Here is a 25067-nt window from a genome sequence, read left to right as displayed (position 1 = left end):
GAAGATAAAAATGAAACCATCCATTCACGCCAAACTGGATCTGCTGAAAGATCGTTTTGAAGAGCTTCAGGCTCTGTTAAGCGATGCTGAAGTGATCTCCGATCAGAAGAAATTCCGCAGCTATTCCCAGGAATACTCCGAGCTTGAAAGTGTTGTTGAAACCTTTAATCAGTATGAGCAGGTAAAAAGTGACATGGCGGAAGCCGAGCTGATGCTGGAGGACGGCGATGCTGATCTTCGGGAGATGGCCCGTGAAGAGATCGAAGCAGGAAAAGACGAGTTAGAACGTCTGGAACTTGAACTGCAGAAGCTCCTGTTACCAAAAGATCCGAATGACGAGCGTAACGTTTTTCTGGAAATTCGTGCCGGAACCGGTGGTGATGAAGCGGCTATTTTTGCCGGAGACCTGTTCCGTATGTATTCCCGCTTTGCCGAGAAGAAACGCTGGAAGGTAGAAGTGATCAGCGCTAACGAAGGCGAACACGGCGGTTATAAAGAGATCATCACCCGTATTTCGGGGGATCGTGTTTATTCCCAGCTCAAGTTCGAATCCGGTGCCCACCGTGTACAGCGTGTCCCTGCGACTGAATCTCAGGGCCGTATCCACACCTCTGCCTGTACGGTTGCCGTGATGGCGGAAGCGGATGAAGTCGGCACCATCGATATCAATCCGGGTGATCTGAAGATCGACACCTTCCGTGCCTCCGGTGCCGGTGGTCAGCACGTTAATACCACTGATTCTGCAATCCGTATTACCCACCTGCCGACCGGTACTGTGGTTGAGTGTCAGGATGAGCGCTCTCAGCACAAAAACAAGGCCAAAGCGATGTCGCTACTGGCATCCCGAATTCAGCAATCGGCGGATGATAAAGCGGCCAAAGAACAGTCTGATGCCCGTCGTAGTCTGGTGGGTAGCGGTGACCGTTCTGAGCGTATCCGTACCTATAACTATCCACAGGGGCGGGTTACCGATCACCGTATCAATCTCACTCTGTACAAGCTGGATGAGATTATGGAAGGTGGTGCCCTGTCTGAAGTGGTTGATCCTCTGGTGTCTGAACATCAGGCCGATCAGTTAGCTGCGCTGAGCGACTGATCTGATGAGCCAAGCGTTCGACCCCTCCGTTTTGCCTGATGTGCAGACCGCCCTGAATTGGGCGGTCAGTCAACTGACGGCCAGCGATACTGCACGACTCGATAGTGAGTGTCTGCTGGCGGAGTGTGTCGGACAGAACCGAACCTGGTTGTTTACTTGGTCGGACAAGCTGCTGACAGAAGAGCAGTGGCAGCGTTTTCAGGCTTTGACAGCCGAGCGGGCTGCCGGTCAGCCGGTAGCTTATCTGCTGGGGTATCGTGAGTTCTGGGGGCTGAGCTTAAAAGTCAGCCCGGATACGCTGATTCCCCGTCCGGATACCGAAGATCTGGTGGCTAAGGTGCTGGAACTGATGCCCCAGTCAGAAGCCAAAATAGCCGATCTGGGGACGGGCACTGGGGCTATCGCGCTGGCGCTGGCGTCAGAAAAGCCGGGTTGGCAGATCACCGCCTGTGATTTTAACCCCGGTGCTGTGGCGCTGGCGGAAGAGAACCGTAAAACACTGGGCTTTAATCAGGTCACCGTGCTGCAGTCGGATTGGTGTCAGGCGCTTGAGGCGGATGCTATCGCTAACGGTGGCTTTGACCTGATCGCCAGTAACCCGCCCTATATCGAAGATGATGATCCGCATCTGTCTCAGGGTGACGTGAGTTTTGAACCGTTAAGCGCGCTGACGTCGGGTGCTGACGGCTTGGATGATATCCGTGTGATTACGCAGCAGGCGAAAACCTGCCTCAAATCCGGCGGTTGGCTGATTTTTGAGCACGGCTACAATCAGGGTGAGGCTGTGCGGGATATTCTGACGACTGCGGGCTATCTGAATGCCCAAACCGGTCAGGATATGGCAGGTGTTGACCGGATCAGTTTTGCGCGTTTGCCTTAGTTTTTTATTCTTTTTTTATCCTCTATTTTTCCTTACTTGGTTCCGGCAAGCCCTTCTTCTCCTCTTTGTGAATCCCTCTTTACGGCGGGTTGCTTTCTGGCTTTTGTGTTCAGGTCGTCATGCTTGGTTAGTCGCGTGAGTTGGTCATAAAACGTGCTTTCAGTTCCCATGTATCTTTTTATTTGCCTTGGAAAATACAGTTTATTTTGCTGAAGGGCGTCAAAGACTGTTTTTAACGGAGGCGGTTAACCTGTGTCCTTAGAGTGAAAATGATCGCAGGGGTGGCTCTTGCTCTATAGCAACAGAAAAAACGACTTTCAGAAAGATTTACTGCTCGTTGGCTTTTTGGCTGCTTTAATCTGGCCTAAATCGCTAAAACGTACAGTTTTTTTAAGAAAAAAATCAAACTGAGCCTTTGCACTAGGGATAAAGTCTAATTCAATAAATCAGTCCAGCCCTTGAACTTTGCTACCGCTTGGCGATAAGCTCTTGTCAGCAATAATTGCTGGAAGACAGATAATAACTAGCAAAACCTTCTGATTATTGAGACGTTATTTCCCCTATGAAAGCTTCTAAACCTCGCGCACTTGACCGCATCGACCTGAAAATTCTTGCCTGCCTGCAGGATAATGCCCGTATCTCCTATGTGGATTTGGCTAATCAGGTTGGCCTTTCAACCACACCTTGTCTGGAGCGTGTGAAACGCTTGGAGCGAAACGGGGTTATCAAGGGATACAAAGCCCACCTGAATCCTAAGTATCTGCGGGCTAATCTGCTGGTTTTTGTCGAGATCAGTCTGGAAACTCAATCCTCTGCGGTATTCGATGAGTTCCGTCGTGCGGTTTCCAAACAGCCACAGATTCAGGAATGCCATCTGGTTTCCGGCCAGTTTGATTACATCCTGAAATGCCGTATTCCTGAAATGTCTGCTTATCGTCAGCTGCTGGAAGATGTGGTGCTGACGCTGCCGGGCGTGAAAGAGTCCAAGAGCTACGTGGTGATGGAAGAGGTGAAAGAAGACACCTCGATCTACGTGCCGGACCTGAATGAATTTGATGAGCATCAGCTGACCTAGTTAGAAAATACCAGCTGACCTGATAGTCAGTTTTTTCATAGACAGGTTAAAATACCTGATAGGGCTTTTGGCATCTGCCGAAGCCCTATTTTTTTATCCTTTATCCTTTATCTTTTACCTTGCCATCTGAAGAGAACATCACACCATGCAGGATCAGCAGTTATTACGCTACAGCCGTCAGATTATGTTGCCGGAGGTTGAGATCACCGGACAGCAGGCCTTACTGGATGCCCGCGTATTGATCATCGGCATGGGCGGGCTGGGATCACCTGCCGCGCTTTATTGTGCCGCCGCCGGTATCGGTACGTTGGCGATCAGCGATTTTGATGAGGTGGACCTGTCCAACCTGCAGCGTCAGATCGTGCATCGTCAAAGCACTATCGGGCAGCCGAAAGTGGACTCCGCCCGGCAAACACTGAATGAGCTGAATCCGGAATGCGAGATTGTCACCCTGCCCGAAAAGCTGGAAGGGGATGCCCTGCGGGAGCAGATACGTCTGGCAGATGTGGTGCTGGATTGCAGTGATCGCTTCTCCACCCGTTTTGCGATTAATGCTGCCTGCGTTGCCGAGAAAACACCTTTGGTATCCGGTGCTGCGATTCAGTTTGGTGGCCAGCTGGCGGTGTTTGATCCCCGCCAGCCGGAGAACCCCTGCTACCGCTGTCTTTATGACGACAGTGATGATGAAGCGATGCGTTGCGCCGAAAATGGCGTGATCTCACCGCTGGTCGGCGTGATCGGCACCATGCAGGCATTGGAGGCCGTTAAGCTGATCTCCGGTGCCGGTAAGACCGCAACCGGTCGTCTCCTGATCTTTGATGCCCTGAATACTCAGTGGCGCAGCATGAATCTGAGTAAAGATCCGGCCTGCCCGGTGTGTCATGGCTGACACACCTTTCTGACCCCCCTTTCTGGCACACAAGAAGGGGCGCTCTCTTAGGCCTTAAAAAACCGATAGCGAAGGTTCCGGGTCCTGACGTAACAGTTCGGACAGGATTTTTAGTCCCCGTTCCAGATGGTTTTGTGACCAGGCACTGCTGGAGGAGAGACGGATCGCCTGCGGTGCCCGGTATTGAGCCACGATAAAGTTATTCTCACCAATCACCTTTACCCCCAACTGCTCCGCTTGCTGGATAAACTCATTGCTGCGCCAGGGAGCTGGTAACTCCAGCCAGGCGTGCAGGCTGTGGGGGTTAATTCGGCAGGCATATTCCCCGAGATACTGATGGATCAGCTGGTTACGCTGACCCAGTTCCTGTTTCTGCTCTTTCAGCAGCTGCTCTGCAAGCCCGCTATTGATCCAGCGGGTACAGATCTCAGCCAGAAGCGGACTGGTCATCCAGTTCGAGGCGCGCAGCGCATTAGAGATCTGTGTGCGAATCTCGTCAGGTGCCACAATCCAACCCACACGGATACCGGCGGCTAGGGTTTTAGAGGCGCTGTTGATATACACCACTCTATCCGGTGCGATTTCGGCTAGTGGTGGCGGTGCATTTTCCAGCAGGTTGGCATTAACGGAATCTTCAATAATCCAAACATGGTAGCGGCGGGCAATCTCTGCCAAGGCTTCCCGGCGTGCTTCCGACATAATGGCATTGGTGGGGTTCTGCAGTGATGGTGTGCAATAAAGCACCCGAGGAGAAAACTGCTTGCAGGCGTCTTCAAAGGCTGAGGGGATCACGCCTTCTTCATCCATTGCCACCGGCTGCGGCCTCAGTCCCAACTGATGAGTGACTGCCATAAAGCCCGGATAGGTGATCGCTTCTGACAGAATCATATCGCCTGAACGGGTCAGTGCCATCAGGGTCAGTAAAATGGCGTTCTGCCCGCCACCTGTAATCACCAGTTGATCGGCATGGGTGTGCAGTCCGGTCAAACTCAGCCATTTTGCCGCGGCTTCACGGTGTTCCTGCATACCAACATCTGGCTGGTATCCCAGAATCCGATTCATCTGTGCAGGATCTGCGGCCAGCTCCGTCAATGATTGGCTCAGGACATCAGCCCTGTCTTTTGCAATCGGCAGGTTTAGCTGCAGGTCGACACAATCTGGCTCTGACTCCCCCCGAATCATAAAACGATCGCCCTGTGCCTGGGGGGTCGAGATAAAGGAGCCTCGTCCTACCCGTGCAGTGACCAGTCCCCGGCGTTCTGCCTCGGCATAAGCTCTTGTGATGGTGCCGACGGTTACGCCCAGCTGATCAGCAAGCGCTCTGTGGGTCGGCAGGCGATCACCATCGCTCAGAGAGCCAAGTTCAATAGATTCAGCCATCGCATCAGCAATGGCGATATAACGGGGGCCGGAAAAGCGGTCCAGTTCAGGAGTCCACATGATGTTGGTTGTCTCTGGCTAAGCGGTTATTGTAATGGTGACAATAAAGGGTTTGATTCGATTGTGCTGCTCAATTTATAGTGACAATCGAGTCGGTACAAGGGGTTTTAACAGGAGTTTATGCCATGAATTGTATCGCGACAATAACCACTTTGGGGTGTATCGAGAGGGGTGGCCTCTTGGGCATTCGGATTTCTACACTGGCATATATTGAGGATCGACTATGGAGTCGCAGGAACTCTTATTCACGCTGGAAGGTTTTTATCTTCCGGTTGCTCTGTTTGTACTGAGTACAGCAGGAACGCCCGGACCTAATAATATTATTCTGACCGCGACAGGAGCACAGTTTGGTTACTGGAAGGCTTTGCCTGTGGTCTATGGCATTATTTTTGGAACCGCCAGTCAGATTATTATGATTGCCGCGGGGCTGGGGGTTCTCTTCCAGCAGTGGCCGTTGCTGCATACGGCATTGAAATTAGTTGGTGGTGCTTATCTGATCTGGCTGGCGTGGAAGATACTACGAAGTCCTGCCCAGGAGATATCCGGAGAAGATAAGCAGGAGCCCGTTGGTTTTATTCAGATGGCGTTATTTCAGTATCTGAATCCAAAGGCTTGGGTAATGAACCTATCGATGGTGTCGGCTTTCTCTGTCGTAGGTGATGCTTACTGGCAGTCGATTGCGCTCATTATTATGGTGGCCTTCACAGTAATGAACCTGACGCAGAATGCCTGGGCAGGTTTTGGCAGTGCCATTGGTCGCTTGCTGACCTCTGACCAGATTCGGGTTCGCTTTAATATGGTTATGGCGACCTTAACCGCGCTGTCGGTCTATTTCGTTCTGCGATAGTGATCTGAATTGGCAGCATTTAAAGAGAGGGGGTGATGATGAAGACAATAGGTTTACTGGGTGGTATGAGTTGGGAATCGACAGCCAGTTATTATCAGGCGTTAAATCAGAGAGTTAAGTCTGAGCTGGGTGGTTTGCACTCAGCCAGGATCTGTCTGTACAGCGTGGACTTTGCTGAAATTGAATCACTGCAGCATCAGGGGCAATGGCAGAAAACCGCTGAGATATTGACGGATGCGGCACAAAAGGTGGAAGCAGGTGGAGCAGATTTCCTGCTGATTTGTACCAACACCATGCATAAAGTGGCGAACGAGATTGAGGCAGGGATCGCTATTCCGATTCTGCATATTGCGGATGCAACGGCTGAAGCCCTGCTGGCTGACGGGTGTAACAAGGTCGGCCTGTTGGGAACCGGTTTTACGATGCGGGAAGATTTTTATAAACAGCGGTTGCAGGATAAGTTCGGTATTGAGGTATTGGTGCCGGAGGAAGCGGAGCAGCAACAGATCCATAATATTATTTATGAAGAGCTGTGTCGGGGAGAGATCAGGGAAGATTCCCGTCAGGTTTATCTGGATGTGATTGACCGATTGGAGCAACAGGGAGCGCAGGCGGTGATTCTGGGTTGTACGGAAATTGCTTTGCTGGTGCAGCAGGAGCATACCCAAGTGTCTCTGTATGATACGACTGCTCTGCATGCCGCCAAAGCGATTGAATGGGCATTAGCCTGATCTGTCTCTGAGTGGCCGTTTAAGCGGATGAGGTAAAAAAGGTGACAATCTTTAATTGTCACCCTTTTTTGATACTGTCTGTACCGCTAATCAGAGGTAGTTCTCACCCACACCCATCGCAATAGTACGGCTGATGACGGCAAAGGAGCGGCCCGATTCCTGTCGCCACTGGTTGAATGCATCCTGAGCTTCCTGCATCGCTTTCTTACTGGTCGGGCTGGTGGCGCTGACAATCTTGTGAGCTTTCAGATAAGCCCAGACATCGTTCGAGAAGATAAAGGTATCCACACCCAGCTGGCGCAATGCGTAAGGCCCGGTGTTGCCCCCCAGTCGCTTGCCGTGTTTTTTCAGGTATTGCCAAAGGCCGACGATATCCTCTTCCGGCCAGTTGGCGATAAAGTTCGCAAAGCTTTTATGCTCAAACTGCAGGTCATAGATCATCTGAGCGTTGTGCTTGATGGTCATCACCTTGGTCAGATTGCGGATTATCTTCGGGTCTTTGGCTTTCTGTTCCCACTGTTCATCGCTGAGCAGCAGCAGGGTATCCGGTTCAAAATTGAAAAAGTGTTCTTCAAAGTCCGGCCACTTCTGTTCCACCACACGCCAGACGAACCCGGACTGAAAGATGGATTTGGAAAACTGTGCCAGATAACGGCTGTCATCCAGAGTCGCAAGTTGTTCGCGGCTCAGGGTGTCCGGCAGTAATGCTTCCAGTGCGGCTTCACCGCCTTTGCGTTCAGCAGCTCTCTGGTAGATCTGGTCAAAGCGTTCCATATCCGTTCCTTTACATCTGACTCAGGTGTCGGGCTTTTCAGCGTTTTGTTTCGGTGGCTTTACGGTTTCAGGGCATCACCGGATCAAACCTGCGGACACTTAAGCGGTGCGTTTCAGACGCGCCATATAAAAGCCATCGCTGTTCATCATGGAAGGGTGAATCGTTTTCTCTTCCAGCAGCTCAAATGCCCCACTGCAGTTTTGCACGAAATGGGCGATCTGATCCTGATTTTCCTGAGGCAGGATACTGCAGGTGGCATAAACCACTTCGCCACCGACCTTCGCCATTTTGCTGTAACGCTGGAGAATATCCTGCTGGGTCGCACAAAGTTGCTCCAGATCGTCAAACAGCGGATTCCACTTGGCTTCCGGGTTGCGGCGCAGAACACCAAGGCCTGAGCAGGGAACATCCAGCAGAACACGGTCTGCACTGGCGCGCAGACGTTTGATCTGGGTGGAGGATTCAATCAGGCGGGTCTCCAGATTGTTCACACCGGTGCGCTTGGCGCGCTTACGCAGCTGATCCAGCTTGCGTTGCTCCACATCCATGGCGATGATGCGGCCTTTATTCTGCATCAGTGCGGCAATATGCAGGGTTTTGCCACCTGTGCCGGCACAGGCGTCTACCGTCAGCATGCCGGGTTTGGGATTCAGCATATGGGCAATCATCTGTGAGCCCAGATCCTGCTGTTCAAACCAGCCATCATGGAAGGCTTTGCTGCGGAAGAGAGGAACATCTCCGCGAATAATCAGGGCATCCGGTTGTTTATCCACAGGCTCGCTGGGAATCTGCTCTGTTCTCAATTGCTGTTGGAGTTGTTCCCGGCTTCCTTTGAGCTGGTTAACCCGGATATAGCGCAGTGGTGCCTGAGCCAGAAACTCGCGTTCTTGGGGCCAGCGCTGACCCAGTTGTTGCTGAGCAATCTTATCCAGCCATTCCGGGCAGCCATCTTTCAGCAGAGGCCATTGATTCGCTTCAGTGATACGTCGCTTATCGATACTAAAGCCTGTTTTACTGCCTTTACCTTGCTGGCGCGGAGCCCGTCCCTGTTCAGTTAACCAGGCCAATAGCAGTCGTTCCGGTGCTTTAGTATCAGAGGCATCTTCCAGTTCAGCAATAAACAGGTAGAAGTTCAGACGGCGCAGAATATCACCAGTGGCATTGACGATACGCCCCTGCTCAATCGGAGTCATCTCATTTCGGGAGAAATGGAAAGCATAACTACGATCCAGTGCTTTTTGGTTATGCAGCACATCGGTCAGCAGGGCCGTGACAACGTTATTGAAAGAAGATGGGGCGATGCTGTTTGCACGACCGCGGGAGCCTCCACCCTGTTGCGGACGGCCCGTGCTGCTACGGCCTTTATGAATACGACCCGAGGCAGAGGGGCGGCCTGCATTTTTTTGGGAGTTTCGTTTTGGAGATCGTGACGGCTTTTTAGCAGGCATGTGGATAACTCATTCAGGCGAAGGCTTCAGAACAGACAAAAGCACAAAGAAAACAGGGCAGGCATCATAAGTATTTGATCGCCTGCCCGCAATGGTTTTACTGGAGCCCCTTTTTGAATTTAATCCAGACTAGGCTTGGAATAGCTTACCGGAAAGAGGCTTCAGCGGTCAGTTCTTCTGCAGCACAAACATCTGATAACCAAACTCACCCAGATGCTCTTCGTAAATACGGATCTCCCTTTGGATATCAGCAATTGCTGATGAGTCGGCCATATCGGGCAGTAGTTCCTGAACACGCTGTTTGAGGGGCTGGTAGTAATTATGCCAGGCCTCAGGACTCAGGCTGAAGTGATCCTGCAAGACAAAACCCGATTGTTCAATTTGCTGCAGGCGTCGGTTCAGTGGCTGCATATCCGGATATTCCTGCTGCCAGAAGGTAACGGCTTCCGGGCTGGGGTTTTCCGTAAACCAGACCAGATCGCTGATAACGAGATAGCCTCCGATCTGTAAAAGGGGTTGCCACTGCTGCAGGGCTTTTTCCACTCCCATGATGTAGGCAGAGCCTTCGGCCCAGAGAAGGTCAAATCTTTCTGGCGCAAAGGGCAGATCCGTCATGCTGGCGCAGAGCGTGCTGACCTGAGCGGAAAGACCTTCCTGCATGATGCGTTGTTCCAGTTGCTTAAGGGCATCTGGCTCATTGTCTGTAGCGATCACCTGAGCATCCGTCTGGGCGGCGATCTGGCTACTGGCATAGCCTTTTCCACATCCGATATCCAGTACGTGTTTCGGAGTAAATGGGAGCCGATCCAGAGCTTCTCTCCGATCGCTGTCAGAACCGGGGCCCCAATAATCCAGAGACTGAAAAACGGCCATAAAGTCGGCCATGTAGCTGTCGTGTGTGTTCATATCTTTGGATAACCACCTTAGATGCAGGGCCTGTTTTTCATTAAAGCCCTGTTGTTTTAACCAGTCCATATGAGCATCGGGGGCAAGTTGGTCGGTCATCTGATGCCAGGAGCGCATCGATGTCTGACCTAAAAGTGCAGCCAAAAGCTGACGCGCCTGCTGTTTTTTCTGAATCTCCTGATCCAGCGCTTCAAGGCGATCAGAGAGCTGCTGCCGGTCTATTTTTGAATCCAGGAATGCGTGACATTCGTTGAGGGTTAACCCGCCTGCCTGAAGTTGTTTCAGCAGAAACAGGCGTTGCAGATGGCTGTCGCTGTAATAACGATAGCCATTGTCACTGCGCTTACCGCTAATGAGCCCTTTCTTTTCATAATAGAGCAGAGTAGAACGCGAAATGCCTGCCGCTTTTGCCAGTTCAGAAATCCGATACTTCAATGGACACCTCTTTCTCATCAAAGCGAACGATAAACTGTGAAGCTGTAGACAGGTCAACAGGTCAACAGGTCAACAGGTCAACAGGTCAATGAGGCAGATATTGTTGGTGAGCCAGATCCGTCTTGGTAATGATCAGACCAGCTTGACCATAATATCGTGCAACACATTGGCAGCGGCGTGCAGTTTGCGGGAGCCATCCATCAGGTGGTGGTAGATTTCCCGTTTTTTCAGCATCTCTGTGGTGACGTCCCCCTGAAACAGCTCCGCCAGGCTATGCCGGTAAAAGCGCTCAATCTTGCGATGAGAGTGTCGTGCGTTGTGGGCCGCTTCTTCTGCTGCTGATGGGTAGACGGCGAGTGCTTCAAAGCCGCGTTGAAGTGCTTCTGAACCCTGCAGCAGCTCAGAGCAGATCGCCTGCATATGGGTATCCGGTGCTACATCCAGATCCAGCAGTTCATTAATTGTGCTTTTGCAGTGGGTGATGATCCAGTCCAGGGCTTCAATAGAGCGGTAGATGTCTTCCCGGTCGATTGGTGTTGAGAAGGCGCGGTTAAGCTGGTGTAGATTGCGGATTTTCAGTGAGTCTGCGGCATGTTCATCCTCCGACAGGATATTCGCAGTTTGCGTGTCGCACTGGCGCATATACAGGTCCAGATTGCGCAGTGTCTCTGTCACCATGGCGCTTTGTTCTGCCAGCAGGCTAAAGAAGTCTGCCGGTGTTGGAATCATCCGGTTGATCAGTCGCTGCAGTAACCCCGGTTTTTTAGCTTTGGGGTGGCTTTGCTGGGGTTGAGAAAGATCGTAGGGGATCTGTTTGTCTGTCATGGTCTTTCTGTATCCGTATCAGGCGCTTAGGCCAGTGAGTTTTAATAATCCGTAAGCCAGCATGGCTACCACTGCAGAACCAGGAATGGTCAGTAACCAGGTTATCGCAATTTCTTTCGCTTTTTTCCATCGAACGGCATGTGGGCGCTCACTGGCTCCAATTCCCATAATTGATGAGGAAACCACATGGGTTGTGGAGACGGGGGCGCCGATCAGAGAAGCCAGAAAGACGACGCCACCGGAAGTGATCTGAGAGTTCAGGGCATGTAGTGGCCGGATCTTATAGATGGAGAATGCCAGTGTCCGCACGATTTTCCAGCCGCCCATAACGGTTCCTAAAGTAATTGCTGTGGCACATATAGCAATCACCCAGAAGGGAACTTCAAAGGTGTCAATCTGCCCGCTCAGCAGCAGACATAGAGTCAGAATACCCATGCTTTTTTGCGCGTCGTTGGCACCGTGAGCGAAAGAAAGTCCTGCAGTAGAGAGCCATTGGGCGGCTCTGAGTTCGCGGTTGATCAGGGGGCTGGCTGAGCGCAGCAGGATCAGTGATACCCGGTGCAAAATATAACCAAACCAGAAGCCTGCCAGTGGAGAAAGAAAGAGAGCCAGTAGCACCTTGGTGACACCCGTCACATGACCTTCGCTTAGTTGGCTGAACCCCCAGGCGACATGATCAGGTCCGACAGCGACAACAACAACGCCCGCTAAACCGCCCACTAAGGCGTGGGAGGATGAGGAAGGAAGACCACGCCACCAGGTAATAAAATTCCAGGACGTTGCCGCAAAGAGACCGCAAATAACGACTGTCAGTGAGAGTGATTCCGGAAGGTCATCAAGGGTAACGAATTTGCCTATGGTGTTGGCTACGGCAGTGCCACCCAGCACGGGGCCAAGGAAGGTAAAACTACCAACAATTAAAACGGATTGAACTGGCGTCATCGCCCTGCTTGCGATAACGGATGCCACCATATTGGAAGCGTCGTGAAAGCCATTGGTAAAGTCAAACAGCACAACGATAACAACAGCAAAAGTAATAAAAAACCAAACATTTTCCATGGCTTAGCCTGTTTTATAAGCAAAGGTTTATAAGCAGTTGCCAGTTTAACCAAGGGATTCGATACCTGCACTTAAAACAGGGATTTGTTTTCTTTGTCAGGTTCTTAGCGTTCGGGGTAGGGGGGTTAAAACAGACCATAAGATGCTGATGGTCTAGATGTGGCTGTAAAAAAGAAACCCTCATCCGGAGATGAGGGTTAACAGCAGAGCTATAAAGGTGGAGGTCTTTATGCCCTGCAACTGGTGAGTAATCTGAAAGATTTTATTTAGCGGCCTTTTTCGCTACTTTGATCCACTGGTCGAATTTTTTCTGATTCGCCTGAATCCACTGATCTGCGTGGCGTTCGATATCTTTAACAGAATCCTGACCGTTGCTGATCATCATGTTTTCAGCGCTAACCGCGTTGATCGGCAGCTTGATGATCTGGAACAGTTTTGCCGCAGCCGGGTTGGCTTCTGCCCACTCTTTGTTGGCAACGATGCGCTCAGAGTTGATATCAAAGCCATAGTTTTTACCGTTTGGCAGCTCGGTGTCTGTGCCATTAGGATTGGCAGAGTAAGGCACTTCCAGCCAGACAACATCTTTACCTGGAACCAGCTTGCCGGATACCCAGTAAGGGGTCCATGTGTAGTACAGCACGGGTTCGCCATCGTTAAAGCGTGCGATGGTGTCAGAAATAATCGCGGCGTACTGGCCTTGCTTGTGGGTAATTGAGTCGCGCAGTTTAAACTCGGTCAGATGATGCTCAATGACACCTTCGCAACCCCAGCCCGCCTGACAACCGGTCAGATCCGCTTTGCCATCGCCGTCAGTATCAAACAGCTTAGCCAGTTTAGGATCTTTCAGATCGGTAATCTTGGTAATACCGTATTTGTCAGCCGTTTTCTTATCGATCAGGTAGCCCTGGGCGGCGCCACTGATATAGGTGCCCTTGCGGTAGAATTTGTCGTCACCACCAGCGTTCTCATACATACCGTTGTGCAGCGGGAACCAGTTAACCGCCATGTAAGTGATATCACCGTTTGAGATCGCGGTGTAGGCAGCGCTATAGTCGACTTCTTTAATCGGCTGAATATCGTAGCCCAGTTTTTCCAGTGCCTTATTAACGACAACAGTCTGGAATTTTTCTTCAGCAATCGGGCTATGAACCGCCTGAACTTTAATACCTTCACCTGGCAGGTGGCCATCGGCCAGTACTGCACCGCTGGTAATTGTGGTGCTGAGTGCCAGTGCCGTCATCAGGCTTTTCTTCATTGGTTTCATGCGTGCATCTCCATTTTTGCTTTTCTTATTTATCGGTATCTTGGTTTAAGCTCGGCCACTGAAATAAAGGTGGCAGCTTTGGCCTGTGGGTACACAGGCCGGAAATTTTTGCACTTATGGTGCTTACGAGCGGCCCATCACCCGACGGGCGATGCCTACAGGTCCCACTTCGTACCAGTGGCGTGCGCCACGGCTACGGGCATCCTGCCCCAAAGCCTGAGTCATACGATCCAGAATAATGGCCAGAATCACAATGCCGACACCGCCAACAGTAGCCAGGCCTATGTCCAGTCGGCCGATACCTCGAAGCACCATCAGACCTAAACCTCCTACGGAGATCATGGAGGCGATTACCACCATCGACAGACAAAGCATCAGGGTCTGGTTCACACCAGCCATAATGGTGGGCATCGCCAGTGGCAGTTGTACTTTAAACAGCATCTGCCGAGGGTTTGCACCGAACGAGTTAGCAGCTTCAATCAGGTCACCGGGGACCTGTCGAATACCCAGGTTGGTCAGACGGATGATCGGAGGCATGGCAAAGATGATGGTCACGACGACCCCAGGGACGTTACCGATACCAAACAGCATTACGATGGGCACCAGGTAAACGAAGGCTGGTGTGGTCTGCATCGCATCCAGGGTCGGACGAAGAATATGGTTCACCTTTTCACTTCGTGCCATCACAATGCCGAGAGGCAGGCCCAGCAGGGCACAGAAGAATACAGATGTGATGACCAGCGATAGGGTCGTCATCGCTTCGCCCCAGGCCCCGATGCCACCCAGTATGATCAGGCTGATGACGGTACCGATGGCAAGACGTTTATTGGCCAGCTGCCAGGCGAGCAGGCCAAAAATAGCGATCATCAGAAGGGGATGAGCGGCATTAAGCAGGGTATCGATAGAGGTCAGTGTCGCGTCGATAGGTGCTTTAATAGCGGTGAAGAAAGGGCGGAAATTACCGACGACCCATTCCAGTGCATTCTCGACCCAATCTTCAAGGGGGATCCACGACTGCGCAAAAGGGTCGGCCAGGGTGATCTGATCTTCGACAACAGCAGCAACGTCTTCGTTAAGCCAGGCTTCGCTACCGGTTACTTCATCTGAAGATCGTTCGGCATTACCCCAGGGATTGTCAGCCGGTTCCGGGCTGGCGAACGGATTGTCTGTGGCCTGAGCTTCAGCTGTGGAGGGATTGTTTTCAGTGCTCATAATGATATTTCCCGATGCTCATTCTTATAACTCACGATGCCCATTTTTATATCTCTCTATCCAGTGTTTCCAGCAGACGACCTTTGCTGATGTTGCCCAGATATTTGTTATCGCTATCCACAACAGGGACGGCGTAGCCGGTTTTTGCAACCAGGCCAATCAGGTCGCTGATAGAGGTTTCAGCGGGAACGGGTTCGGGTTCTGTCAGCAATGCCTGATCCAGTTTCAGGTCGGTGTTGATGACCGCTTTCAGTGAATCAACAGAAACCACACCGATAAACCGGCCCAGTTTGTCGATGACATAGCCATAATCACGATCATTGTCCTGTAGTAGTTTCAGACCCGTGCGCAGACCCTCACTGCTGTCTTTGCGCACAATGGTGACCTGTGTTTTACGGGCGATATCTTTGGCGCTGAAGACGTTAGAGACATCCACACCCTTGAAGAAGGAGCGAACATAATCATTGGCCGGGTTGTGCAGAATCTCATCGGGTGTGCCGACCTGAACGACTTCCCCGCCCTGCATAATGGCGATGCGATCACCGATTCGCATCGCTTCATCCAGATCGTGAGAGATAAAGACGATGGTGCGCTGGTGCTCAGCCTGAAGCTTGAGCAGTTCATCCTGCATCTCGGTACGGATCAGAGGATCCAGTGCGGAGAAGGCTTCATCCATCAGCATCACGTCGGGGTTATTGGCCAGTGCGCGGGCAAGACCGACACGCTGCTGCATACCACCGGAGAGTTCGTCGGGGTAGGAGTCTGCATGGGCAGACAGGCCGACCTGATCCAGGGCATCACGGGCTTTTTTATGGCGGGTTTCTACCGATTCGCCGGCCAGCTCGAGACCAAATGCGGCATTATCCAGTACGCTCATATGAGGCATCAGGGCAAAGGACTGGAAAACCATGCTAATTTTTTGGCGACGCACTTCCCGAAGCTGGTCGTCATTCATCGCTGCAATATCTTCACCGTCGATCAGGACATGGCCACGGGTGGGCTCGATCAGGCGGTTAAGTAAGCGAACCATAGTGGATTTTCCTGAACCGGAAAGACCCATAATGACAAAGATTTCACCTTCATTGATTGAGAAGCTGGCATCTTTTACACCGACTGTCTGGCCGGTTTGGGCAAAGATATCGTCTTTATTGACGCCTTGGTCCAGTAGGGAGAGAGCTTTGGCAGGGTTTTCACCAAAGATTTTATAGAGGTTTTTGACTTCTAATTTTACCGACATAGATCTTTGTAAGATTCCTGAGTCGAGGACAACCTTTATTAGAGCACTAATCAAAAAAACACCTAGCGCGTTTTTTATGCTTTGAGGTCATCATTTTGTTTATAGTTATATTGAATGCTTTTTACCATACAAGGTTTCTACAAAATGGTAAATGGTTGTTTTATTTCTTGTTTTCTACGATTTTGTCACCATTTTGGTGCACTTTTATTTTGAATGATATTTTTATGCGGGGATATTGGGGCTTTTTGGATAGGGTTTATAAAGGTTTGTGGCCGATGGGTTTTGAGTGTTTGGTTAAATGTTCAGGCGAAAAAAAGCCCCGATACACAAAGTGTTCGGGGCCTGAGGGGTAAAGGCTTACTGGAGTACAAAGGTTAGCCCAGCTTCTCCTTCAGCAATTTATTAACCATCTGCGGGTTGGCGGTGCCTTTTGAGGCCTTCATCACCTGGCCCACAAAGAAGCCGACCATTTTGCCACGTTTATCTTCCGGAGCTGCCTGATACTGCTCAACCTGCTGCGGATTGTTAGCGAGAACTTCATCGACGACTGCTGCGATAGCACCGGTATCGGTTACCTGTTTCAGGCCTTTGGCTTCGATGATCTCGTCAGCGGAGCGGCCTTCGCCAGCCCACAGTGCCGCGAATACCTGCTTGGCGGCTTTACCGTTGATGGTGTCATCCATCACGCGCTTCACAAGGTCGCCCAGTTGCGTTGATGAAACCGGACTTTGCTCGATTTCCAGGCTCTCTTTGTTCAGCTGACCGGCCAGCTCGCCCATCACCCAGTTAGCAGCCAGTTTGGCGTCGCCGCAGCGGTCTTTAACCTGCTCGAAGTACTCAGCCATCGGGCGGGTTGCTGACAGAACACCGGCATCGTAAGAAGACAGACCCAGCTCATCAATAAAGCGCTGTTTCTTCTGCTTTGGCAGCTCCGGCATTTCAGAGCGGATATGCTCGATATAGGCTTCGTCCAGCTCTACCGGCAGAAGATCGGGGCATGGGAAGTAGCGGTAATCGTTCGCTTCTTCCTTGCTGCGCATGGAGCGTGTTTCGTTCTTGTCCGCATCGTACAGGCGGGTTTCCTGAATAACACGGCCACCATCTTCGATCAGTTCGATCTGGCGCTCAATCTCATGGTTGATCGCTTTTTCGATGAACTTGAAGGAGTTGATGTTCTTGATCTCGGCGCGGGTGCCGTACTCTTCCTGACCTTTAGGGCGGACAGAGACGTTAGCATCGCAGCGCATAGAGCCTTCAGCCATGTTGCCGTCTGAAATACCCAGATAGGTCACAATGCTGTGAATCGCTTTGATGTAAGCGATCGCTTCTTTGGCGGAACGAATGTCCGGCTCAGATACGATCTCCAGCAGAGGTGTACCGGCGCGGTTCAGGTCGATACCTGTCATGCCACGGCCATTCTCGTCGGTATAGGTCTCGTGCAGAGATTTACCGGCGTCCTCTTCCAGGTGTGCGTGGTGAATACGTACCTGACGGATTTTGCCCTCTTCAGGCTCCACTTCGATGATGCCTTTGCCTACGATCGGCAGGTCGTTCTGAGTGGTCTGATAGCCTTTGGGCAGATCGGGGTAGAAGTAGTTTTTACGTTCAAAAACGGACTTCATACCGATCTCGGCTTCAACGCCCAGACCAAATTTAACGGCCATCTCGACGGCACTTTCGTTCAGTACCGGCAGAATGCCCGGCAGGCCCAGATCAATGGCGCATGCCTGAGTGTTAGGCTCCGCGCCGAAAGCGATGCCGGCACCGGAGAAAATCTTAGACTGGGTGGCGAGCTGAACGTGAATCTCAAGCCCGATGACTGCTTCCCATTCCATAATGCTTTTACCTCTGTATACAGGTCTGAATACGGTTCGCTGTGAATGTGATGTTGTTGCTTGTTTTCAGCGTGTTACATCACTGACCAGCACTGGGTGCCAGTTGGTGCCAGTTGGTTGCTGTCTGGAACTGATGCGCTGCATTCAGTAGTTGGGACTCTTTAAAGTGTCCCGCCAGAATTTGCAGGCCAACCGGGCGACCGTTGACCAGACCTGCAGGTACAGAGATACCCGGCAGACCGGCAAGGTTAACAGCCAGCGTGTAGATATCTTCCATGTACATCTGTACCGGATCGTCGGTGTTGCTGCCCAGGTCGAAAGCCGGTGTCGGAGTCGTTGGCCCCATAATCAGATCGACTTCATTGAAGGCGTTCAGGAAATCCTGCTGAATCAGACGACGGATGCGCTGAGCCTTGCGGTAGTAGGCATCGTAGTAACCTTCGGACAGCGCGTAAGTGCCGACAAGAATACGGCGCTGAACTTCTTTACCGAAACCTTCACCACGGGAACGCTTGTACAGGTCTTCCAGATTTTCCGGGTTTTCGCAGCGGTAACCGTAACGAACACCGTCAAAACGGGACAGGTTCGAGGAGGCTTCTGCCGGAGCGATGATGTAGTAAGACGGAATTGCCAGCATGGTGTTTGGCAGGCTGATCTCCTGAACGGTCGCGCCCAGCTTTTCAAACTCTTTAACCGACGCCATGATGGCATCAGACATCTCAGCGGACAGTTCTTTACCGAAGTACTCTTTTGGCAGACCGATACGCAGGCCGCTTAATGGCTGGTTCAGGTCGGCGGTGTAATCCGGAACAGCTTTTTTCAGAGAAGTGGAGTCTTTCGGGTCGAAACCGGCCATCTCATTCAGCAGCAGCGCACAGTCTTCAGCGGTGCGTGCCATCGGGCCGCCCTGATCAAGACTGGATGCGTAAGCGATCATGCCCCAGCGGGAAACACGGCCATAAGTTGGCTTAAGGCCGGTGATACCGCAGAACGCCGCAGGCTGGCGAATAGAGCCACCGGTATCTGTACCGGTTGCACCAGGAGCCAGACGTGCAGCAACAGCGGCCGCTGAACCACCGGAAGAACCGCCGGGAACGGCATTGGTGTCCCATGGGTTTTTAACGGCACCGTAGAAACTGTTCTCGTTGGAAGAACCCATGGCAAATTCATCCATGTTGGTCTTACCCAGAGAAACCATGCCAGCGCTATTAAACTTGTCCACTACGGTCGCATCGTAAGGTGCAACAAAGTTGGACAGCATCTTGGAGGCGCAGGTAGTCAGCACGCCGTTGGTGCAGAAGATATCTTTATGGGCTACGGGTACACCGGTCAGGGCTTTGGCGTTACCGGCTGCGCGGGTAGCGTCTGCCGCTTCTGCCTGAGCCAGTGCCTGTTCAGGTGTTACGGTGATAAAGCTGTTGTACTGGCTGTCCAGAGCATCGATACGCCCCAGAAAATGTTGGGTCAGTTCGACGCTGGAAAATTCACCGTCGGCAAGACCTTTGGCAAGTTCAGCGATAGTCTTGTTATGCATGGGGGATTAAATCCTTTGCTACGGTTTTCTATACCGCTCTCATGCTGGCCGCTGGCTTAAAGCTGATCTGATCAGGTCGATCAGAGGACGCGTTAAGCGGGGCTTCACAGAGAAAGAGTCATGTTCATCAGTTGCCGGATGAGGATATCTGCATCACTCAGCCGCACCGGATCATTCAATAACTTTAGGTACCAGGAACAGGCCGGCTTCTTTGGCTGGCGCATTCTGCTGGAAATGATCGCGTTGGTTGCTCTCAGTCACTTCATCGTGACGCAGGCGCTGAGTGGCATCCAGCGGGTGAGCCAACGGGTCGGTACCTTCGATATCGACCGATTGCATCTGGTTAACCAGTTCTAAGATGCTGGTCAGATCACGGGTATATTCCGGGATATCGTTTTCTTCGATTTTGAGTCGCGCCAGGTGCGCTACTTTTTCAACATCGGATCTTTCTAGAGCCATGATGTTTCTTCCTGCCCTGATTGAACCAGTAATCAGTAAAGCACCTTGTTCTAGCCCAAGCCGTTATTTATCCATAGTGTCAAAACAAACAGTAGATGGACAGAAGCGCTAGCTGATTTTGATTGGGTTAAATAACTAAATAGGCGCGTAATTTAACATATTTCCGTCCCGCTGACACATTTGTATCTTGCCGTAGGGAGCTGCGGTTGATAGAGTTCTGCCAGCACAGGCTAAATTGGATTTAGGTGAAAAAAATCACATGTTTAAACGACTCAGAGGACTGTTTTCGAGCGATTTGTCCATCGACTTGGGTACAGCAAACACTTTGATCTATGTTCGCGGTCGCGGCGTAGTTCTGGATGAGCCATCTGTTGTGGCTATCCGTCATCATGGAAATCAGCGTACTGTTGCAGCTGTAGGCTTGGATGCCAAACGCATGTTGGGTCGTACACCCGGTAATATCACCGCCATCCGCCCAATGAAAGATGGTGTTATTGCAGACTTTCATGTCACTGAGAAGATGCTGCAGCACTTTATTAATAAAGTGCACGAGAATAGCTTTCTGACTCCAAGTCCTCGTGTTCTGGTTTGTGTGCCTTGTATGTCAACACAGGTTGAACGCCGTGCGATTCGTGAATCGGCGATGGGTGCAGGTGCCCGTGAAGTATTTCTGATTGAGGAGCCTATGGCCGCGGCAATCGGTGCCGGTCTTCCTGTTGAGGAAGCGAATGGTTCTATGGTGGTTGATATCGGTGGTGGTACCACTGAGATTGCCATTATCTCTCTGAACGGTGTGGTATACGCACAGTCTGTTCGTGTGGGCGGCGACCGTTTTGACGAGGCGATCGTATCTTATGTGCGTCGTCACTATGGTAGCCTGATCGGTGAAGCGACTGCGGAACGCATCAAAGAAGAGATCGGTTGTGCTTATCCGGGCAGTGAGCTGCGTGAGATCGATGTCCGTGGCCGTAATCTGGCTGAAGGTATTCCACGCAGCTTTACTCTGAACTCGAATGAAGTGCTGGAAGCTTTGCAGGAGCCTTTGTCTTCAATTGTTCAGGCTGTTAAAAGTGCCTTAGAGCAGTCTCCACCGGAACTGGCGTCGGATATTGCTGAACGCGGTCTTGTACTGACCGGTGGTGGTGCTCTGCTGCGTGATATCGACAAGCTGATTGCTGAAGAAACCGGCCTGCCGGTGATTATTGCTGAAGAGCCTCTGACCTGTGTGGCTCGTGGTGGTGGTCGTGCATTAGAAATGATTGATCAGCACACGTTTGACCTGCTCTCAACAGAAGGTTAAACGCTGGCAAGTGACCTAAATCACAGCTGAAGAGAATGGCGGTTTGAATACCGCCATTTTTTTGTTTACTCTTCCTGAAATTTAATTCCCACCCTTACCATCGAACCGGTGCTTCTCGGCCGATCGGTGCTGGAACAGACAGCTTTGGACAAGTAACAGGCTTAAGGAGGCTGCGATTAACCCTTTGTTTGTTAAGGGCCCTTCATTAGGGCTGCGATTATTGGCTTGTCTGGCCATTTCCCTGGCGCTGATGTTTTCTGATTATCGCTATCAGCATATGGATCAGGTACGTTCGGTGTTGACCGTTGCCGTTACTCCTTTGCAATGGGCTGTAGACCTTCCCAGCAGGCTCTGGTCTTGGGGGGCGTCAACCTTCTCTGACCGGAATGCTTTGTTGGAAGAGAATGCCCTACTTAAAGAGCAGGCCTTGCAGCTATCCAGCAAAAACCAGCGAATGGCTTATCTGATTGCTGAAAACTTAAGATTACGGGAGCTGCTGAATGCTCAGAAACCCAATAAAGATGACTTCCTTCTTGGTGAGGTGATTGGCCTTGATGCAGATGCCTTTACCCATCAGGTACTGGTTAACAGAGGCCGTAATGACGGGGTTTATGAAGGCCAGGCTGTTGTCGATGCTTTGGGGCTGATGGGGCAGGTCGTGTCGGTTAGTACGTATACCAGTCGGGTTCTTTTGGCTGCGGATACAGCCCATGCTGTACCTGTTCTGATTAATCGAAACGGTTTTCGGGTTATTGCCATTGGTTCCGGCAGTATTGATGAGCTGACGCTGAGTCATGTTCCTGATACAGCGGATATCAAGGAGGGCGACTTGCTGGTTACTTCCGGGCTTGCGGGGCGTTTTCCAAAAGGCTATCCCGTTGCTGAGGTTAGCCGGGTCAGACACGAGCCGGGTAAACCTTTTGCTTCAGTATTCGCAAGGCCATTGGCGCAACTTGAACGCAGCCGATATGTTTTGATGTTAAACCCACACAATGTCGCTGAAGATGTTGTATCCGAAGAGAAAGCTCAGTCACCGGGTGTGGGTAACAGTGAGGTGCAGAAGTAACTATGGGTATTATTATTTTCACCTTTGTATTTGCCCTTCTGTTAGCAGCGATGCCTCTGCCTGACGCTTTTCTTTGGGTGCAGCCCGAGTGGGCGACTATGGTTCTGATCTATTGGTGCATCGCTTTACCTCATCGTGTCGGTGTGATGGCTGGTTTTTTTCTGGGGCTGTGCATGGATCTCCTTGATGGCTCTCTGTTGGGACAGAATGCATTGGCGATGTCAGTTATCGCCTATATCTCGCTTTTGCTCTTCCAGAGGATGCGTAATTATGGGGCTCTTCAGCAGGCCTTAATGGTTGGCCTCTTAATCAGTATCAGTCTTCTGATTTTCCAGTGGATCCAGAATCTGACCAGCGTTGCTGCAGATACCTTGGCATTTCTCTTGCCGGCGATCACCAGTATGGTGCTTTGGCCCTGGTTTTTTATTGGTATGCGAACCATACGCCGACGTTTTCAGATTCATTGATGCTTCGGATGACCCGGTTGACATATTTTAGTTAAAAGAAAAGTCTGACTGATGCAAAAAAACGATACTTCTTACGATCTTTGTCTGGCCTCGGCATCTCCGCGACGGGAAGCACTTCTGAAGCAAATTGGTTTAAGCTGCCTTAAATATCCGGTTGATCTGGATGAAGGTGTGTTGCCTGGTGAGTCTGCACCATCCTATGTGATGCGTTTGGCTGAGCAAAAAGCTTTAGCGGGCCAGAAGCGCTCAGGTACCGAGCTACCTGTTTTGGGTTCTGATACATCAGTGGTCTTTGACGGAAAGATCTTGGGAAAACCCCGTGATCGTCGGCAGGCTGTTGATATGCTAATGCAGTTATCCGGCAAGACTCATCAGGTGATGACCGGTGTTGCCGTTTGTCAGGGCAGGCATGTTCAGTCGATTATCAGTGTAACCGATGTGTCTTTCCGGGCCTTGAGTGAGGCGGAGTGCCATGCATACTGTGATACCGGTGAGCCTTTCGATAAGGCAGGAGGTTACGGTATTCAGGGCTTGGCGGCTGTATTTGTCCGCTCGGTATCCGGCAGTTACAGCAATGTTGTCGGCCTGCCTCTGTTTGAGACTGCAGATCTGTTGAAACAATTTGGTATCCGGGTACTCGAATCTTCATAACAGCGCCATCGTTTCGGGCACGGATCAATTTATCGCAGGGGGAGAGGCGATGAGTGAAGAGATTTTAATTAATATCACACCGATGGAAACCCGGGTTGCAGTGGTTGAAAACGGTGTGCTGCAGGAAGTTTATATCGAGCGAACCCGCCGCCGAGGTATTGTCGGTAATATCTATAAAGGGAAAGTCGTTCGGGTTTTGCCGGGAATGCAGGCAGCATTTGTGGATATCGGTTTGGAACGTGCTGCATTTATTCATGCTGCTGATGTTGTTCCTGCAAACCGCCCCAATGGCACTGAAGTCGAGAGTATCAGCGTACTCCTGCATGAAGGCCAATCTCTTATTGTGCAGGTTACTAAGGAGCCAATCGGCACCAAAGGCGCTCGCCTGACCACTCATCTGTCGATTCCTTCCCGTTATCTTGTTTATATGCCTCATACGCCCCATACCGGTGTTTCACAGCGTATTGAAGATGAAGCCGAACGGGAACGTTTACGGAATATTGTTGAAAGCGCGACCCCGGATGAAGATAAAGCCGGTGGTGAAAAGCAGGGTGGCTTTATTATCCGTACCGCAGCAGAAGGCTTTGGCGAAGATGAAATTCTGGCTGACACGCATTTTCTGTACCGACTGTGGCGCGCTGTAGAGCGTCGTTGTAAGGACGCAAAAAATAAAAGCGTTATCTACGAAGACTTACCACTTTTTATGCGCACGATGCGGGACTTTGTTCGTCCGGAAATTGAGAAAATCCGTATCGATTCCCGGGAGAATTTCACTAAACTGAAAGAGTTTGTTCAGGAGTTTGTACCCAGCCTTGAAAATAAGGTGGAGTATTACCCAGGTGAACGTCCTATCTTTGACCTTTACGGGGTTGAGGATGAGATCCAGAAAGCGCTGGGTCGAAAAGTTCAGCTGAAATCCGGTGGCTATCTGGTGATCGACCAGACCGAAGCGATGACGACCATTGATGTGAATACGGGAGCATTTGTTGGTCATCGTAATCTCGAAGAAACCATCTTTAAGACCAATCTTGAGGCGGCCACGGCTATCGTTCGTCAGCTTCGTTTGCGTAACTTAGGCGGCATTATTATTCTGGACTTCATCGATATGGAAGATCCGGAGCATCAGCGCCAAGTGTTGCGCCTGCTTGAAAAGAACCTGGAACGGGATCATGCCAAAACTAAACTGACCGGTGTTACTGAGCTGGGATTGGTGCAGATGACCCGTAAGCGTACCCGGGAAAGCCTGGAACAGGTGATGTGTGAACCCTGCCCGACCTGCGAAGCCCGAGGCACTTTAAAGACACCGGAAACCGTTTGCTATGAGATATTCCGTGAGATTCTGCGGGAAGAGCGTGCCTATGGTTCAGACACCTATTTGGTGCTGGCTTCTCAGCCTGTTGTGGATCGTTTGCTTGATGAAGAGTCCGCCAGTGTTGCTGATCTTGAGCTCTTTATTAATAAAACCATTAAGTTTCAGGTAGAAACCCTCTATAGTCAGGAACAGTTCGATATTGTTCTGCTCTAATTTGTAACACTGCCGATGAGAGGCCGTGGTGCAATCTGCCCGGATCTCAGGCGTAAGTTTCAGATTGATCTGTTTCAGAGTGACGTGTGTGTTTCTATTTTCTGCTTTAAC

23 protein-coding genes are annotated in these 25067 nt (G+C 51.1%); 11 read left to right on the top strand and 12 right to left on the bottom strand.

The features are described from left to right. Window positions 1–10: 10 nt before the first annotated feature. The 4 genes from prfA to AC4GL5_RS06830 all read left to right on the top strand — a co-directional run bounded on the left by prfA (window position 11) and on the right by AC4GL5_RS06830 (window position 3940). Window positions 11–1096: a peptide chain release factor 1 gene (prfA, locus tag AC4GL5_RS06845; RefSeq protein ID WP_490382048.1), complete on the top strand. Its 1086-nt coding sequence runs from the start codon at window positions 11–13 to the stop codon at window positions 1094–1096. Window positions 1097–1100: 4 nt separating this feature from the next. After that, window positions 1101–1976: a peptide chain release factor N(5)-glutamine methyltransferase gene (prmC, locus tag AC4GL5_RS06840; RefSeq protein WP_490382047.1), complete on the top strand. Its 876-nt coding sequence runs from the start codon at window positions 1101–1103 to the stop codon at window positions 1974–1976. Window positions 1977–2538: 562 nt separating this feature from the next. Next, the gene (locus tag AC4GL5_RS06835; protein WP_490382046.1) at window positions 2539–3051 is read left to right on the top strand and encodes an Lrp/AsnC ligand binding domain-containing protein; all 513 of its coding nucleotides are present in this window, start codon (window positions 2539–2541) and stop codon (window positions 3049–3051) included. A gap of 145 nt (window positions 3052–3196) precedes the next feature. After that, window positions 3197–3940 (top strand): HesA/MoeB/ThiF family protein, encoded by a 744-nt coding sequence (locus tag AC4GL5_RS06830; protein ID WP_490382045.1) that lies wholly within the window; start codon window positions 3197–3199, stop codon window positions 3938–3940. A 54-nt stretch (window positions 3941–3994) separates the two neighbouring features. On the opposite strand, the gene ehuR is transcribed toward AC4GL5_RS06830, so the two are convergent. Then, window positions 3995–5380, bottom strand: a complete 1386-nt coding sequence (gene ehuR / locus AC4GL5_RS06825) for a MocR-like ectoine utilization transcription factor EhuR (RefSeq protein WP_490382044.1) — start codon at window positions 5378–5380, stop codon at window positions 3995–3997. Window positions 5381–5603: 223 nt separating this feature from the next. Here ehuR and AC4GL5_RS06820 point away from each other — a divergent pair, with 223 nt between their 5' ends. Both AC4GL5_RS06820 and AC4GL5_RS06815 read left to right on the top strand, forming a co-directional pair. Next, entirely contained in the window at window positions 5604–6227 is a 624-nt protein-coding gene (locus AC4GL5_RS06820; protein ID WP_490382043.1) for a LysE family translocator, read from the top strand. A 38-nt stretch (window positions 6228–6265) separates the two neighbouring features. After that, window positions 6266–6958 (top strand): aspartate/glutamate racemase family protein, encoded by a 693-nt coding sequence (locus AC4GL5_RS06815; protein ID WP_490382062.1) that lies wholly within the window; start codon window positions 6266–6268, stop codon window positions 6956–6958. 90 nt (window positions 6959–7048) lie between these two features. On the opposite strand, the gene AC4GL5_RS06810 is transcribed toward AC4GL5_RS06815, so the two are convergent. The 11 genes from AC4GL5_RS06810 to gatC form a co-directional block, all read right to left on the bottom strand. Further along, a complete protein-coding gene (locus AC4GL5_RS06810; RefSeq protein ID WP_490382042.1) occupies window positions 7049–7732 on the bottom strand; it encodes a DNA-3-methyladenine glycosylase I in 684 nt (227 codons plus the stop codon). A 99-nt stretch (window positions 7733–7831) separates the two neighbouring features. Further along, complete coding sequence (locus AC4GL5_RS06805) at window positions 7832–9181, bottom strand: RsmB/NOP family class I SAM-dependent RNA methyltransferase (RefSeq protein WP_490382041.1); 1350 nt, start codon at window positions 9179–9181, stop codon at window positions 7832–7834. A gap of 168 nt (window positions 9182–9349) precedes the next feature. Then, entirely contained in the window at window positions 9350–10522 is a 1173-nt protein-coding gene (locus AC4GL5_RS06800; RefSeq protein WP_490382040.1) for a MerR family transcriptional regulator, read from the bottom strand. Between the two features lie 132 nt (window positions 10523–10654). Then, a complete protein-coding gene (locus AC4GL5_RS06795) occupies window positions 10655–11347 on the bottom strand; it encodes a DUF47 domain-containing protein (protein ID WP_490382039.1) in 693 nt (230 codons plus the stop codon). Between the two features lie 18 nt (window positions 11348–11365). Beyond that, window positions 11366–12406, bottom strand: coding sequence for an inorganic phosphate transporter (locus AC4GL5_RS06790; RefSeq protein WP_490382038.1), 1041 nt, complete (start codon window positions 12404–12406; stop codon window positions 11366–11368). A 262-nt stretch (window positions 12407–12668) separates the two neighbouring features. Next, window positions 12669–13670 carry a glycine betaine/L-proline ABC transporter substrate-binding protein ProX gene (gene proX / locus AC4GL5_RS06785; RefSeq protein ID WP_490382037.1) on the bottom strand — a complete coding sequence of 334 codons (1002 nt, stop codon included), beginning with the start codon at window positions 13668–13670 and terminating at the stop codon, window positions 12669–12671. A gap of 123 nt (window positions 13671–13793) precedes the next feature. Next, window positions 13794–14882, bottom strand: a complete 1089-nt coding sequence (proW, locus tag AC4GL5_RS06780; RefSeq protein ID WP_490382036.1) for a glycine betaine/L-proline ABC transporter permease ProW — start codon at window positions 14880–14882, stop codon at window positions 13794–13796. Between the two features lie 46 nt (window positions 14883–14928). Continuing rightward, window positions 14929–16119 carry a glycine betaine/L-proline ABC transporter ATP-binding protein ProV gene (proV, locus tag AC4GL5_RS06775; protein WP_490382035.1) on the bottom strand — a complete coding sequence of 397 codons (1191 nt, stop codon included), beginning with the start codon at window positions 16117–16119 and terminating at the stop codon, window positions 14929–14931. Between the two features lie 374 nt (window positions 16120–16493). Beyond that, complete coding sequence (gene gatB / locus AC4GL5_RS06770) at window positions 16494–17954, bottom strand: Asp-tRNA(Asn)/Glu-tRNA(Gln) amidotransferase subunit GatB (protein WP_490382034.1); 1461 nt, start codon at window positions 17952–17954, stop codon at window positions 16494–16496. Window positions 17955–18033: 79 nt separating this feature from the next. Then, entirely contained in the window at window positions 18034–19488 is a 1455-nt protein-coding gene (gatA, locus tag AC4GL5_RS06765) for an Asp-tRNA(Asn)/Glu-tRNA(Gln) amidotransferase subunit GatA (RefSeq protein WP_490382033.1), read from the bottom strand. A gap of 171 nt (window positions 19489–19659) precedes the next feature. Then, window positions 19660–19947, bottom strand: coding sequence for an Asp-tRNA(Asn)/Glu-tRNA(Gln) amidotransferase subunit GatC (gene gatC / locus AC4GL5_RS06760; protein ID WP_490382032.1), 288 nt, complete (start codon window positions 19945–19947; stop codon window positions 19660–19662). A gap of 259 nt (window positions 19948–20206) precedes the next feature. On the opposite strand from gatC, the gene AC4GL5_RS06755 reads away from it, so the two are divergent. From AC4GL5_RS06755 to rng, 5 genes are all read left to right on the top strand, one after another. Then, the gene (locus tag AC4GL5_RS06755; protein WP_490382031.1) at window positions 20207–21247 is read left to right on the top strand and encodes a rod shape-determining protein; all 1041 of its coding nucleotides are present in this window, start codon (window positions 20207–20209) and stop codon (window positions 21245–21247) included. Window positions 21248–21431: 184 nt separating this feature from the next. After that, window positions 21432–22313 (top strand): rod shape-determining protein MreC, encoded by an 882-nt coding sequence (gene mreC / locus AC4GL5_RS06750; RefSeq protein WP_490382030.1) that lies wholly within the window; start codon window positions 21432–21434, stop codon window positions 22311–22313. A gap of 2 nt (window positions 22314–22315) precedes the next feature. Beyond that, on the top strand, window positions 22316–22780 hold the full coding sequence (gene mreD / locus AC4GL5_RS06745; RefSeq protein WP_490382029.1) for a rod shape-determining protein MreD: 465 nt from the start codon (window positions 22316–22318) through the stop codon (window positions 22778–22780). Between the two features lie 51 nt (window positions 22781–22831). After that, the gene (locus AC4GL5_RS06740) at window positions 22832–23431 is read left to right on the top strand and encodes a Maf family protein (RefSeq protein ID WP_490382028.1); all 600 of its coding nucleotides are present in this window, start codon (window positions 22832–22834) and stop codon (window positions 23429–23431) included. Between the two features lie 49 nt (window positions 23432–23480). Continuing rightward, entirely contained in the window at window positions 23481–24956 is a 1476-nt protein-coding gene (rng, locus tag AC4GL5_RS06735) for a ribonuclease G (protein ID WP_490382027.1), read from the top strand. Window positions 24957–25067 lie beyond the last annotated feature (111 nt).

Source organism: Oceanospirillum sp. (genome assembly GCF_982874595.1).
This window is presented reverse-complemented; position numbering and strand designations above follow the sequence as displayed.